This window comes from Rhizobium sp. BK060, from assembly GCF_014193145.1.
Taxonomy (GTDB): Bacteria; Pseudomonadota; Alphaproteobacteria; order Rhizobiales; family Rhizobiaceae; genus Rhizobium.
The window spans coordinates 80,161-93,884 of sequence record NZ_JACHYW010000015.1; the positions used below are offsets into that span (position 1 = coordinate 80,161).

At 61.0% G+C, this 13,724-nt stretch carries 11 protein-coding genes and 1 pseudogene; 4 read left to right on the forward strand and 8 right to left on the reverse strand.

Annotated elements, in window-relative coordinates; translation table 11 throughout:
• Positions 1-8: 8 nt before the first annotated feature.
• Entirely contained in the window at positions 9-494 is a 486-nt protein-coding gene (locus FHT71_RS17730; RefSeq protein ID WP_132590486.1) for an acetolactate decarboxylase, read from the forward strand.
• Positions 495-660: 166 nt separating this feature from the next.
• On the opposite strand, the gene FHT71_RS17735 is transcribed toward FHT71_RS17730, so the two are convergent.
• On the reverse strand, positions 661-1,629 hold the full coding sequence (locus FHT71_RS17735; RefSeq protein WP_132590636.1) for a GlxA family transcriptional regulator: 969 nt from the start codon (positions 1,627-1,629) through the stop codon (positions 661-663).
• A gap of 134 nt (positions 1,630-1,763) precedes the next feature.
• Between FHT71_RS17735 and FHT71_RS17740 the strand changes: the two genes are divergently transcribed.
• The 3 genes from FHT71_RS17740 (at position 1,764) to FHT71_RS17750 (ending at position 4,254) form a co-directional block, all read left to right on the forward strand.
• Positions 1,764-2,177 (forward strand): organic hydroperoxide resistance protein, encoded by a 414-nt coding sequence (locus FHT71_RS17740; RefSeq protein ID WP_132590488.1) that lies wholly within the window; start codon positions 1,764-1,766, stop codon positions 2,175-2,177.
• A gap of 13 nt (positions 2,178-2,190) precedes the next feature.
• On the forward strand, positions 2,191-3,474 hold the full coding sequence (locus FHT71_RS17745) for an epoxide hydrolase family protein (RefSeq protein ID WP_132590490.1): 1,284 nt from the start codon (positions 2,191-2,193) through the stop codon (positions 3,472-3,474).
• Between the two features lie 477 nt (positions 3,475-3,951).
• Complete coding sequence (locus tag FHT71_RS17750) at positions 3,952-4,254, forward strand: hypothetical protein (protein WP_132590491.1); 303 nt, start codon at positions 3,952-3,954, stop codon at positions 4,252-4,254.
• A gap of 66 nt (positions 4,255-4,320) precedes the next feature.
• On the opposite strand, the gene FHT71_RS17755 is transcribed toward FHT71_RS17750, so the two are convergent.
• The 7 genes and pseudogenes from FHT71_RS17755 to FHT71_RS17785 form a co-directional block, all read right to left on the reverse strand.
• Complete coding sequence (locus tag FHT71_RS17755) at positions 4,321-6,654, reverse strand: S8 family peptidase (RefSeq protein WP_348649312.1); 2,334 nt, start codon at positions 6,652-6,654, stop codon at positions 4,321-4,323.
• A gap of 7 nt (positions 6,655-6,661) precedes the next feature.
• Entirely contained in the window at positions 6,662-7,636 is a 975-nt protein-coding gene (locus tag FHT71_RS17760) for an ATP-binding protein (protein WP_245505477.1), read from the reverse strand.
• A gap of 800 nt (positions 7,637-8,436) precedes the next feature.
• Positions 8,437-9,359: pseudogene (locus FHT71_RS17765) on the reverse strand (IS256 family transposase); the annotation flags it as partial.
• A gap of 420 nt (positions 9,360-9,779) precedes the next feature.
• Positions 9,780-10,664 (reverse strand): MurR/RpiR family transcriptional regulator, encoded by an 885-nt coding sequence (locus FHT71_RS17770; protein ID WP_132590496.1) that lies wholly within the window; start codon positions 10,662-10,664, stop codon positions 9,780-9,782.
• 161 nt (positions 10,665-10,825) lie between these two features.
• The gene (locus tag FHT71_RS17775; protein ID WP_132590498.1) at positions 10,826-11,950 is read right to left on the reverse strand and encodes a Gfo/Idh/MocA family oxidoreductase; all 1,125 of its coding nucleotides are present in this window, start codon (positions 11,948-11,950) and stop codon (positions 10,826-10,828) included.
• Positions 11,943-12,911 (reverse strand): hydroxyacid dehydrogenase, encoded by a 969-nt coding sequence (locus FHT71_RS17780; protein ID WP_132590500.1) that lies wholly within the window; start codon positions 12,909-12,911, stop codon positions 11,943-11,945. The genes FHT71_RS17775 and FHT71_RS17780 overlap by 8 nt, the downstream gene beginning before the upstream one ends.
• The gene (locus FHT71_RS17785) at positions 12,911-13,717 is read right to left on the reverse strand and encodes an aldolase/citrate lyase family protein (protein WP_132590502.1); all 807 of its coding nucleotides are present in this window, start codon (positions 13,715-13,717) and stop codon (positions 12,911-12,913) included. The genes FHT71_RS17780 and FHT71_RS17785 overlap by 1 nt, the downstream gene beginning before the upstream one ends.
• Between the last annotated feature and the right edge of the window lie 7 nt (positions 13,718-13,724).

Consider the following 13,724-nt stretch of genomic DNA (forward strand, 5'->3'; position numbering starts at 1 on the left):
AAGCAGTCATGCCGAGTTATGTCGTCAATCTGCCCGCCTTGCTTCGAGATACGCTCGAACGCGAGGCGGCCCGGGTGAAGGACAGCCCGTCGAAAGTCGTCGCCGCGGCGATCGGCCAGTATCTCGGTACGCCGGCGCACACCGTGTTCCAGGTGTCGACCTCGGGCGCGTTGGTCGCTGGCGTCTATGCCGGCGTCGTGAGCGTCAGGACCATCCTCAATCACGGCGATTTCGGGCTCGGGACCTTCGCCAATCTCGACGGCGAGATGGTCGTGCTCGACGGCCTCGCCTATCAGGTCCGGGGCACCGGCCGCGTCAGCGTCGCCGACCGTGCGGCCCGGATCCGAACTGGTTGGGCGCGGCGCAATAGCGGATCCCCATTGGACGTGGAGCGGATGACGCCGGTACAGCTGTCCGGACAACCATCCTCGGCGCTGGTGACTAATGGCCGATGGATAAACCCGGAACAGGATCTCCGTCTTTCTGGGCAGTAAGACCAGGGCACCTGGGAGCTTTTGTCGATCTCCGTCATCATTGCGTTCATGCGCTTGGATACCCAGCGCTGCAGATCGGGACGCACGGGATGGTCCCTCGCCGCCAGAAACATGCCAGCGGGCTAGGCCTTCCAGGCGACTTGTTCCGCGAGGTGGTGAACAATAGCTACGCCTCGACGGCGCTCTCGGTGATATCGATCGGATCGCTTCGTCCGCTTCGTCTGATGGCCTGTGGCGGTTGCCCGAAAGCGCGCAGGAAGGCTCGTCGCATGCGGTCCCGATCGGCGAATCCCGTCTGGCGGGCGATGACGTCGATCGGGTGGCGGCTCTGTTCCATCAAGAGTCGCGCCGCCTCGACACGCAGGCGTTCAACGACTTTGGCGGGCGGCTGCCCCGTCTCCGCTAGAAATGCCCGGCTGAACTGGCGCGGACTGAGGCTTGCCACCTTGGCCAATTCGGTCACTGACAATTGCGTTTGCAGGTTCCGCCGTGCGTATGTCAACGCGCGCTGGATGCGATCCGATCTCGGTGCGAGGTCCAGAAGCTCCGAGAACTGCGACTGTCCCCCAGGTCGGCGATGATAGACCACCAGCTTGCGCGCGACCGCACGCGCGATTTCAACGCCATGATCCTGCTCCACGAGCGCGATCGCCAGATCGATCGCAGCGCTCGCGCCCGCGGACGTCCAGATTGGGCCGTCGGCAATGAAGATACGGTCCTGCTCGACTTTGACATTGGCAAAGCGGTCGGCCAGGTCGCGCGCGTAGAACCAGTGCGTCGTTGCCCGCTTGCCATCAAGGAGCCCTGCCTCGGCAAGGACAAAAGCTCCAGTGCAGGTCGAAACCACTCGGCGATGGCGGTCGGTCGCATCTCGCAGTTTCTCTATGAGCTCCGGCGGCGGCGGAACGATCGTCGGACCTCCGGCGATCATGAGCGTATCGAAGCGCTGCTCACGCAGTTCGACCGTGTCGATGCAGACACCGATCGAACTGCGCACGAGCCCGCCGGTCATTGATACGGTCACGACCTCGTAGGCCGGTTCCGGCAAAGAGCGGTTGGCAAATTCGAACGCCGACAGCGCACCCAGAGAAAGCATGTGGAAGCTTGGATAGACCAGGAAGCCGATGGTTTGCACCGTTCTCATCACGAATGTCCTAAATCGCCGTATATATGACATTTATGCCGCCGTACCGCAACCCCACATTCAATTCACTGACGTGCAATCCATCAAAACCGCAGGCACGTCCTCAAGCGAAAGGATTCGAAGTCATGTCTATGAAGACCCTCTACACCGCTCAGGTGCATACTGTCGGCGGCCGCGAAGGTGCGGCTCGCAGTTCCGACGGGCGGATCGACATCCAGCTCGCCACGCCAGGCTCCAAGCGCCCGGGCACCAATCCCGAACAACTGTTCGCCGCCGGATGGTCGGCCTGCTTCGAAGGCGCCTTGGCACGTGCGGCCGCAGAGAATGGCCTGGCGCTGCCATCCGATACGGCTGTCGATGCCGAGGTCAACCTCAACATCGACGAAATCGAAGGGTTCTCGATCAGCGCTCGGCTCGCCGTCAGTTTGCCTGGACTTGGAAGGGAAGCGGCGCAGGCGCTGATCGACCGCGCACACGCAATCTGCCCTTATTCAAAAATGGTGCGCGGCGGGATCGAAGCCGTTGTCGCCCTGGCTTGATTGGAGACAGACAATGTCTATCATCGAAACCACAATCGATCGCCGCAGCTTTCTTTCTTCCTCCCTGGTTGGCGCAGTCGCTCTGAGCGTTCCGTTTGCCGCGCAGGCGGGCGTCATAGCGGGCGATGGGGAAATTCGCCCCTTCATCTTCCGCGCATCGAACGAAGCGCTCGTCGACCTCAAGGGACGCATTCGCGCGACGAGATGGCCCGAACGCGAGACCGTTCGCGACGCGACCCAAGGCGTGAACCTCGCCACGATGCAGAAGCTTGCCGATCATTGGGCCAATCACCACGATTGGCGCAGAGCCGAGAAGGCGATCAATGCTCGACCGAACTTCATTACCGAGATCGATGGGCTCGATATCCACTTCATCCACGTGAAGTCGAAGCATCCCGGCGCACTTCCGATCATCATCACCCACGGCTGGCCGGGTTCGATCATCGAGCAGCTCAAGATCATCGAGCCGCTCACAGATCCGACCGCCTATGGCGGCACCGAGGCGGATGCGTTTCACGTCGTCATCCCGTCGCTCCCCGGTTACGGCTTCTCCGGCAAGCCGACCGGGACGGGCTGGGATCCCCAGCATGTCGCGCGGGCATGGGTGGAGCTGATGCGCCGCCTCGGCTATGACAGATATGTCGCCCAGGGTGGTGACTGGGGCAATGCGATTACTGAGCAGATGGCGCTCCTCAAGCCCAAGGGATTGATCGGTGTCCACACCAACATGCCCGCCACGATTCCCGACGAGATCGCCAAGACGCTCCCAGACGGTCCCGCACCGGTCAGTCTCTCGACCGACGAACGTTACGCATGGGACCAACTTTCGTTCTTCTACAAGCATGGCCTCGGCTACGCTCAGGAAATGGCAAACCGACCGCAAACGCTCTATGCGCTCGCGGATTCGCCAATTGGGTTGGCCGCTTGGATGCTCGATCATGACGACCGCAGCCGTGATCTCATCACCCGGGTCTTTGACGGCGCAAAGGAAGGGCTGACGCGGGATGATATCCTCGACAACATCAGCCTCTATTGGCTGACGAACACCGCCGTCTCCTCGGCCCGTCTCTATTGGGAGAGCAAGCTCGCCTTCTTTCAGCCGAAGGGCGTCGAGCTGCCGATGGGCGTCAGCGCCTTCCCCGATGAAATCTACACCGCGCCGGAGAGCTGGGCCCGCAAGGCCTATCCGAACCTCGTCCACTACAGTCGCCTGCCCAAGGGCGGCCATTTCGCCGCCTGGGAGCAGCCGCAGCTTCTGAGCGAGGAACTGCGGGCGACCTTCCAATCGCTGCGTTAACGCGGTGCATGCTCTCGCCCAACAGGATCTTATGAAGGCCTCACATGAGGTCTTCATGAATCAAATTGCACAAATTGCGAACGCGGGGCTTCTTTCGAAACTCGAGCTGATCTGCAAAGCGGCGAACAAATTGATCCAAACGGCAATACTAAATCTTGCCGTTTGGATGCGGTTCAGTCACCGGACGGCAGGGTCCTTCAAGAGTGCGGTTTCCCGAGCCGTTGATCCGAAAGAATGCTAGGACGACAGGATTTCCTTTGTTCAATGAGGTAGGTGTTCACTTCCAAAATCGCTTTGCATCGATGACCTCGCCCAGTGCGATCTGGGCGGCATCAATCAGTCTTGACTTGTCCGCATGCGAAACCACGCTGTCCCGAGCCGGATGATCGGAAAGACCGCGCTTGTCATCGAACAAAGCCCGGGGAGGTCTATCCCGGCGCGTCGGGCCTGGTAGTACGCGAAGAGGACGGCGCGCGCGTGATGCAGTCGACGAACGATCAGCTGCGGGTCCATGAGCTCTCGAATCTGGTGACCGCCGCCCGCGTGCCGACGGTCGTCACCAATGACGTGCTGTTTCATGTCCCCGAGCGGCGCATCCTGCAGGACGTCGTCACCTGTATTCGTCACAACGTCACCATCGATGACGCCGGCTTTACTCGCAACTCGGAAACCCGGAGTCGCTTGTGCTCAGTGATGACAGTGTTACCGACCGTATCCTGGCCGAGCGACGCCGCGCCAAAGATCCTGGGCAGTTCCCGGGCCAACATGCGTAGGCCGTAGCGGGCCTGATAAAGGAACATCTGGAAAAGAGGGTGCGACATCGCAGATCTCTGCGCTTTGCAACGACTAGGTTCGAATTCTCTGGCGAACCCTTTCATAAAGCCTGACGTCTGCGCGCTGCAAGAGCTCGACGACGATCGCAAAGTGCTGCCGGTCAACATAGCTCGCCCAACCGCTCTCGCATCGGACTACGAGGTAATAACTGTCCCCGTAGGCCTCTATACCGCGCTTGTACGTAACGCTGGCGCGCTGAACCGAGCTCCTCTCTCGCGCTTTGGGTCCCGGCTCCAGCTTGCAGTTGAAGCGATCGGCCAGTTCGGGAAAAGGGCCTTCTGCCTCGGCTCGTTTGCGGTAGTGTTCGAAGATGAAATCCGGCTTGCATCCCCGAACCAGTCGAAAGCTCATACCGACTCCGGCGTAGTCGTTGCGGGTGTGGCGAACCGGTGGATCGTAGGCGAGGGTGACGCGGATTGTCCGGTCGGAATTGCCTTCTTGAAATGCATCGGGGATCGGGATCCGATAGACTGCAAAATGATCGAGCTGAAGGGCGTCTTCTGCAAAGAGTGTCACTCGTGCATCGTCGGAGAATGCTGCCCGTTCCAGATCGATCACGCCGTGGCCGCAGATCGACCTGATGGCTTCGTGTCCGAGGGGACGGAGCCGCTCGCTGACAGCTTCAGGGATTTCTGCAGAGTTCAGCAAGAGCGCTCGAACCAAGTTGGCTGAAGCTTGCGGGAACCGAGCAAGAATTTGCCCTGCGCTGAACCCGACGCGAGGCGCTGAATATGATGTCCCGGAGCCGGCCGTGAAAAGACGATTCAGATAGTTGTGATTCAAGGTCAGAACGCCGGCGCTTGGGCGATCCTCACCGCCGCGAAGCCGTGCCACAACCGGATCGAAGATCAGCGTTCCACCCACGTCCACAAGGTCGGGTTTCGTCCCGCCTCCGAGGCCGGGGCCAACCCGCGAAAACGGCGACGGTTCGTTCGCGCGCGTGATGGGGCGCACCCGGACATCGTCCGCCATGTCGGCATCCAGGCCTTCCCCTTGCGCGATCGAGCCGACCGTAATCACGTTCATCGCGCCCGCGGGCTCGAGCAGCCGATTGGCTGCTTCGAGGAGATAGTTCGGATATTCGGTTACCCCCTGTTCGACGCGACTGCCGGTCCGCGGGCCACGGTTGCCGGCCGAGACGATGATGACGACATTCAGCTCGCGTGCCAGTTCGTCGAGAGTTGCCGCCCACGTCCCGACCTTGCTCCCATCGAACACGCGTTTCTTGTCTCCGAGAGAGATGACGAAGATCCGGCATCCGAATTCACGTTTGAGCCGCGTGATCGCTTCCCGCATTTGCGACGGGACCAGCCGGCGATCGTCAAAGCCGCCGGCGTCATTGGTGACCTTCGCACTGCAAATCCTCGATCCTCGCCGCAGCTCGCCCGTCGCGAGTTGGGCGCGCAGATCGCCAAAGGCTGCTATTCCCGCGACGCGCGTGCCATGCCCCCAGACGTCCGCCGTTCCGAGATTGTCAGGAACAGCAATGCTTCCCGCGACGATCCCCTCGAGGAAAGGGTGAGCATTGAGACCGCTATCGATGATGCCGATCACGGGTGCGTCGCCGTCGATGGCATTCAGGGGAGGAGCCTCAGCCAGCACCATGTCCATGGCTTCGGACGTGACCAGGTCCGGGGCCGGGGGAAGATCGACCGATGCGACATCCTCGATGGTCAGCAACGTCCGTACCAGCTCACCCGTCAGCCGGGCGCGAAGCATGGTGATGGATGGTCCGACGTATCGATCGAAGATCTCGCCGGCCCGAGCTTCCAGGTAGCGAACAATCTCCTCTAGCTTGCGCTCGCGAAGGCGCCGCTCACCCAGATCCCAGATCTCGATATCAACGAGGTAGACATGGCCATCCTGGAAGTCCGCTGTTTCGACCAGCCCCTCTTCTCGGAAGCGAATTCCAATCCTGTCCCTCGGCTCGATCGATCCGATCGTCTCGATACCGCCTATGAAATTGTTGTAGGGGGCATTTTTCTGACCAGCAGGTGCCCCGCGCTGATACGCGTCGAGCCTCGCCCTGAACTCGCCCATCTCGTCATTGGACGCAAACAGTACAAGCGTTCTATCCGCGTCACTGGACAAGACCGTCAGGCCGAGCTGCTCCCAATCTGCTTCTTGCAATGCGCCGGTCATCTGAACGCGCAGAATGAGTGACGGATCGACGAATTCCGGCTTGCGTCGGCGGCGTTGTTCTTCGCGCGCCGCGTCCAATTCGTCTCTCAGTTTGGCGCTATGTCGCGGGCCGTCGCGATCGGGTGGCGGTGCACCGCCGCCGTGCTTGCGCCGCTCGAGCTGCTCTGGAAGGCGGACAAGCTCGAGATGATCGTACTGGGCCACGGCGACCTCAGCTCATAGGCGCTAGGCGCGCCTGTCCGGCGCGACGGCGCGCCTCGTCCTGGAGGGCCCGGTTGAAGTCACGCTCCTGGACCTGCTTGCGGCGTTCAATGATCATGGCTTTGATTGCCTGAGTGCAGATCCGCTCGATTTCCGCAAAGGAATAGCCTTCCAGCGCTGCGGCGTGCCGCGCAGGATCGAAGGCCGTCGGGACGTTCTTGAATTTTAGCTTGAGAAACCGTCCGATCATCATCGACTCCGGCTTGTCCAACCAGAGGACTTCATCGAAGCGTCTCCAGATAGCAGGGTCCAAGGAGCGATCGAGATTTGTCGCCGCGATCAGGAATCCCTTCGGCTGCATATTGTCGATGAAGAGCAGGAGACTGTTGACGACGCGGCGAAGCTCATTGTGCTCACCACTGTCGTCACGGGTTCGAGCAAGCGCATCGAACTCGTCGAAGAACAGCACGCAGGGCTGTTTGCGGGCAAATTCGAACGTCTTTCTAATATTCGTCGCCGTCTCACCGAGATAGGAAGAGATCAACCGGTCCAACTTCACCCGAAACAACGGAAGGCCCAGTTCAGCTGCGAAAATCTCGGCGCAGAGGGTCTTTCCGCAGCCGGGTGGTCCGCAGAATAGCATTTTCGAGCGTACCTTCAGGCCATGCCGACGGATCTCGTCCGCGCGACGGAACTCCTTGACCAGTCCTAGGAGAACCCTGACGTTCGCGGCGCTCAGGACGATATCGTTGCGATTATGCTCCGGCTCGATACGCTCGACAAAGTCAGCGGCCGCTTCGGGGAACGGGATGAGAGGTGCAAGAGCTTTCGGAGCGGACTGCGGCCGTTGAGGTCCGGCCTCGAGGGTTTTTCTCAAGGTTCGAGCCAAGGCACGGTTGTTCTTTTTCTCCTCCTCGTCGATGATCTGCTCGGCCACAGCGCGAAAATCGTCATCGCGCCCGTAACTCGCCAGCAATTTCTTCATCAACTCGCCGCGTGCCATTTGTCGCCCGTCTTATCCCCTGCGCTCGAATCACAGCCCAGTATCATTTTTTCAAGGTGAAGTTACCATCCGATTTAGACAATAACCTTCGTACGGATTTAGTTTCAGCACAGCGAATTTGAAGAGAGGTGAGGCATTGTCCACTTCCTACAGCGGCCAGCTCGAGTGATTCTGACGAATTTCCTCGTCGTCGACGACTTGACCGGCGGAGCGCAAGGCAGGGGAGCAGTCGGTCCCGCATGTCATTCGGATCATTGTGTTGGTGCACCTGCGGCTGCTCTGACCCCAACCCGAGCGTGGCGCGAATTCCCGCTTTCCCGCGCGGGCGCATCGCTATACTGAAAGCTCCGATATGTTTCGTCGTTTCTGTGATGCGTGCGCCCGTCGCACGCGGGCGATCTTTGCCGTATTCGCCGTCATGACGATTTCCAGTTTAGGATCCGACTTTCTACCTCGATGGTCATCCAGTCATAGATTGGATCGGCGCTATCGCCCTCAAGGTGCGGGGGAGGCCGGCCGCCCGCTAAAGTCAGCTTGTTATACGTCAGGTGCGCGAGGTCGGTCGCATCTTTTCTGGGCCACCATTCCCGCAGGGTGGTTTCGATATCGACATGCGGGCCGCTTTGTTCTCCGACGAGGGAAAAGAGGACGCGAGCGATATTGGCCAGACGCCCATCGCCGGAAGCAAACAGGTACCGACGTGAGGGTTCCTGCACAATGGCATCCTGCACCCTCCTCGTAAAATCGCTGAGATGCGTTTCGTTTTTCGCCGGCAGTTGTTTGGTTTCGTCGACCCAATCGGTAAGCCTGGGATACTTGCCCTGCCATTTTCCCAGCCACTGGGCGAGATCGGCACGTGCCTCGGCGAGATCCCGGCGATCGTAGATCCAGCGTAGTTCCTGCAGGCAGTCGTCGTCGGCCTTGCACGGCAGATCATCGAGCGCATTCCTGAGGAAATGCACGTAGCAGCGCTGATGGGCAGCTGCGTTGAGCACTTCGCGAATGGCGGCGCGCAAGCCGGCATGATCGTCGGCGACAACAGACTCAACGCCGTGAAGGCCTCGCGTCGTCAGGCCAAGCAGGAAGTCCTTCCATGACGAGCTGCTCTCGCGATTGGCCATCTCGACAGCCAGGACCTGACAGCGGCCGTCCCAGTCGATCCCGATCGCAATCAGCACCGCTTGGCTCCTGACTACGCCAGCTTCGCGCACCTTCTCATAGCGGGCATCGTGGATGAGGTAAGGGAAAGGCTCGGGAAGCAGTCGCTTGGCAAAAGCCTTGAGGCTTTCGTCCAGCCGCTTGCTGATCGCCGAAATCGCCGAAGCGGAGAAGGCATGCCCACACAGTTCTTCCGTGATCGCCTTCACCTTCCGTGTCGAGACACCCTGGACGTACATCTCCACCAAGGTCGAAACGAGGGCCTGTTCAGAACGCTGATAGCGCTCGAACAGCTCGGTGGAAAAGCGGCCCGAACGATCCTGCGGCACGCGCAGTTCCAGCTTGCCGACGCGGGTGATCAGCGTGCGGCCATAGCCCCCGAACGGTAGCCCAGCCGCTCCGAGGTGCGTACGCTCTTCGAAGCGCCCAAAGCCTGCTCCATCTCGGCTTCCAGCACTACCTGCATCATCACGCGGATGATCTCCCGCGGGCCATCGGGATTGGAAGGAATGTCTTTGACTGCGGCGCTGACTGTCGTCTTGGTCATGGCGACGTTCCTCATCAGGGAATCAGGTGGCTTGAACATCACCAGCTTGCCATGACCGCCCTCATTTCGGAATTTGCAGAACTTTCAGCACACTACCTGACCCTCGCCCTCGCGAACCGGCTACAGCGGACCACCATAAGTGCGGGGCGGTTTGGGGGCGGCGGCTTATTTTATGGGGTCGTAAGTTCTGATCCCTTCAAGATCATCACGGCAACGCGCATACCTAATTGTGAAACCATCACCTAAAGGTCACAGAAAACCTCTTTGTGAGCTGAGCAGAACCGCGCGTTCGCGGCCGAGATGCCGTTAGTGGATCGACATTCTTCTACAATTGGTGGTGCACTCAATTGTCGAATTTTTTCCGGAGCATTTACGAACGGCCTGATCAACCAGCCGGGCCAGCCGAAGCGAGCTTCCTGCTCAGGTTCCAGTAACGGTTGGAATGCGCGGCGCTGTTTCGTTCTGCTGGACGCGAGCGGCCACAGCAACCGTCAGCGCCTGCGCCAAACACATAGGCGCCGCGAGCGAACGCGAGAAGGTATAATCGTGCTCGGGTACGGCAAACAGGATCTTCGCCGATTTGGCGAGCGGGGAGAGCGTGCTGTCGGAGATGGCGACAATCGGCACACCAGTCTTTGCCGCCTCCTCGACGATGTTGACGACTTCAGTCGCGTAAAAGCGGAAAGAAACGGCGATGAGGACATCCTCCGTCCGCATCGTGCGCGCCATGTGAGTGGCCAGCCCGCCGCCCGGATCGAGCAGGATGCAGCGCTTGCCGAGCATGGTCAGGATATAACGCAGAAGATCGACCACCGGGGAAGACCGCAGCTGGCCTATCATATAAACCGTCTCGGCCCCTTCGATCGCATCTGCAGCAATCGCAAGATCCTCAGCGCTGATGCGCGCCAGCAATTCTTGCAGGGAGGCGATGTCGCGCACCACAAGGTCGTGCAGGAAACCATATTCGGACCGGTCCTCGCGGTTCTGCAACTCGTCTCCGAGCGCGCGAACCCTGGCTTCGAAGCCCGGCGCGGCTGTCGTCAGGCGCTTCTGGAACAGAAGCTGCAGTTCCTTGAAACCCTTGTAGCCGAGCGCCTGTGCGAAACGCACGAAACTCGATGCGTGCATGCCGCAACGCTCGGCGATCGTGTTGACCGATTGCACCGCGACTTCATTCGGGTTCTGTGTCAGGTAGACGGAAATCGCTTGGTATGTCTTGCTCATCTGAGCATGACGTTCATGGATCAGACGTATCAGCTCTTCATAATCTTTGGGGGCGTCGTCTGGCTGCGTCTGGTGCTTCATGGCCGGATCTTGCAATAATTGTTGCAAAACGCAAACAAAATGAATGGACGCATCGGATTGCCGAGGCTGGCGACGAGGATTTTCCGAGACATCAAGGTCCTCATGAGCGGGTAGACGTCCGGGAGAAAGCCGGACGCCCCGACGGCAGGGCGGCGGCACAGTCAGGCGAGAACGCTCGTCCACTGACGCATGGATGACGAACGCTGGATCGTCTCGACCAGTTGCTGGATGCGCAGGCCGGCGCCAAAGCCGAAGGGTTCGGGGATCTCGCCGGCGATGGCGCGCATATATCCCTCGATCTCGATTGCCTTCAGGTCGTTGAAGCCGAGCTGATGCCCGGAGGCGACGCAGAAACGGCCATAGGGCGGATGGTCGGGCGAGGCTTCGATCCTGCGGAAGCCACGACGGCCCGACGGGTCGGCGTTCGAATAGAAATGCAGCTCGTTGAAGCGTTCCTGTGTAAAGGCCAGCGCCCCCTTCGTGCCGTAGACCTCGAAATCATGCTGCATCTTGCGGCCGGTAGCGATCCAGTTGCCCTCGATGGAGCCTTGTGCGCCGTTGGCAAAGCGCAGGAAGGCACGGCCGACGTCATCGACTTCCACCGTGCGTGTGCCGCCCCTGCCGTCGGGCCGCTCGCTGATCATGGTGACGCAGTCGCCCATGACTTCGCTGATCGGGCCGAGCAGGAATTCAGCAGTTGCAAGCGCATGGCTGCCGATGTCGGCCAGCGCTCCGCCGCCTGCAGGATCGTGGCGGAAGGTGAAAGCGCCGGACGCATCCGCCATATAGTCTTCAGCATGAAGCCCGCGATAGCCACGGATGTCGCCCAGTTCGCCGGTGGCGATCATTTCACGGGCAAGGCGCAGCATCGGATTGCACAAATAGTTGAAGCCGACCTGCGTCTTGACGCCTTTCGCTTTCGCCGCCGCGGCCATCTCGCGTGCGTCGGCAGAAAGCGGCGCCAGCGGCTTTTCGCAATAGACATGCTTGCCGGCGGCAATGGCGGCGAGCGCCATCTCCTTGTGCAGCGCATTCGGCGCGGTGATGTCGATGATATCGATCTCGGGGTTGGACACCAGCGTTCGCCAGTCGGCGCTGGCATGAACGAAGCCGAAATCGGCCGCCGCGCGGGCGGCCGCCTCTTCGGTGATATCGGCGACGGTGTGCATCTCCAGCCGGTAAGGCAGGTCGAAGACCTTTTGCGCCGAAGCAAAGCCGAAGACGTGGGCCTTGCCCATGAAGCCGGTGCCGATCAGGCCGATACGGAGGAGGGGTTTTTCAGACACGTGCGAAATCCGGATTGACGACAAGCTGCGGGTCGATGGTGCCCGCAAGAAAATTGACAGCGTTCTCGATCGCAGCGATGGCCATGCGTTCGCCGCATTCGGCTGTCAGCCCGGCGATATGCGGCGACAGGATTGCGTTAGGATGGGCAAAAAGCGGAGAGCCGTTCACGGGCGGCTCGTCGTCAAACACGTCCACGCCGGCAGCACCCACCTGGCCGGAGGCGAGCGCGTCGGCAAGCGCCTGTTCGCTAACGACGCCGCCGCGCGCGGTGTTGACGAGGACGACCCCCCGCTTCATGCGGGCGATCTCGGCTGCGCCGATGGCGGGCTTGTCTGCTTTCGGGATATGGACCGAGATGCAGTCAGCCCAGGCCATTCCCTCGTCGAGCGGAACGGGCCTGACCATTCCGTCCGGCCAGCCGGCCTTTTCCAGGAAGGGATCATAGGCGCGGATCTGCATCCCGAACCCCGATGCCATGCGGGCAAGATGACGCCCGATCCGGCCATAGCCGATGATCAGCAGGTTCTTGCCCGAGATTTCCTGCTGCTCCAGTCTGTTTCGCCAGCCCCATTGGCCCGGCTCGCGCACGGCCCGGTCGGCGAGTAGCACGCGTTTTGCTCCGGCCAGCAGCTGCATCATGGCGTGCTCGGCGACCGACACGGAGTTCACGTCGCCGACAATTGTCAAAGCGATCCCGCGCCTGTTGAGGGCGGGAAGGTCGACCGAGTCGTAGCCGACGCCATGACGTGAAACGACCTTCAGCCGCTCCGCCTGGGCAATCGTCGCCACCGACAGCGGCTGCGTGCGGATCACCAGCGCGTCCGCCTTGGCGATCAGCGGCGCATAGGACGGTTCGGAGACCTCCTCGATATAATCCACGGAGAAGCCTCGCGTCTTAAGGTCGCTCAGCAGGGCCTCGCCAGAGGGATGGAGTTTCCCGGCGGCCAGAAGGTGCGGCATCAATAGGCTCCTTTCGTGGCCTCGGCAGGAGTGGAACCAGTCAAGTCGCGCCATGTTTTGACCGAGGCGGCCGCCGCGGCGGCCAGAAGGCGGCTGTCGCCCGAAACGGTGGTGAGGTCGAAGCCCCAGCCGATGGCGCGGGCCGCATAGTCCGGCGTACCGCAATGCAGACAGGCGCGGATGCTGTTCGCCTTGCAGGCCGCAAGAATGCGCTTGATGAGGTCGATCATCTCCGGTTCCTCGCGGTCGAAGCCGGGCGGCAGCCTGCCTTCCTGCGTGCCGAGGGTGAGATCGGCGGGGCCGACATAGATGCCGTCGAGGCCGGGCGTCGCCGCGATGGAGTCCAGATTGTCGACGCCCTGCTGCGTCTCGATCATCGCAAGCGCCAAGACCTCGCCGTTTGCGGCAGGCCCGTAGCTGCCATAAGCGAAGGCCGCGCGCGTCGGGCCGAAGCTGCGTTGTCCCTGCGGCGGGTACCGCAGGTAGCTGACGAACTCCGCGGCCTCTTCTGCAGAGTTCACCATCGGGCAGATGATCCCCTGCGCGCCGGCGTCCAATGCCTTCATGATGATGCCCGGCTCGCGCCACGGCACACGCGCCATCGGCGTGACGCCAGAGGCCCGCATGGCCTGAAACATCGGCAGTACGGACGAATAATCCAGAGCGCCGTGCTGGATATCGATGGTCACGGCATCATAGCCCTGCGCGGCCATGATCTCTGCGGTGAAAGGGTTGCCGATCGACAGCCAGCCGTTGATGGCTGGCCGGCCTTCGGACCATTGCTGCTTCAGCCTGTTGGTGAACATGTCAGAT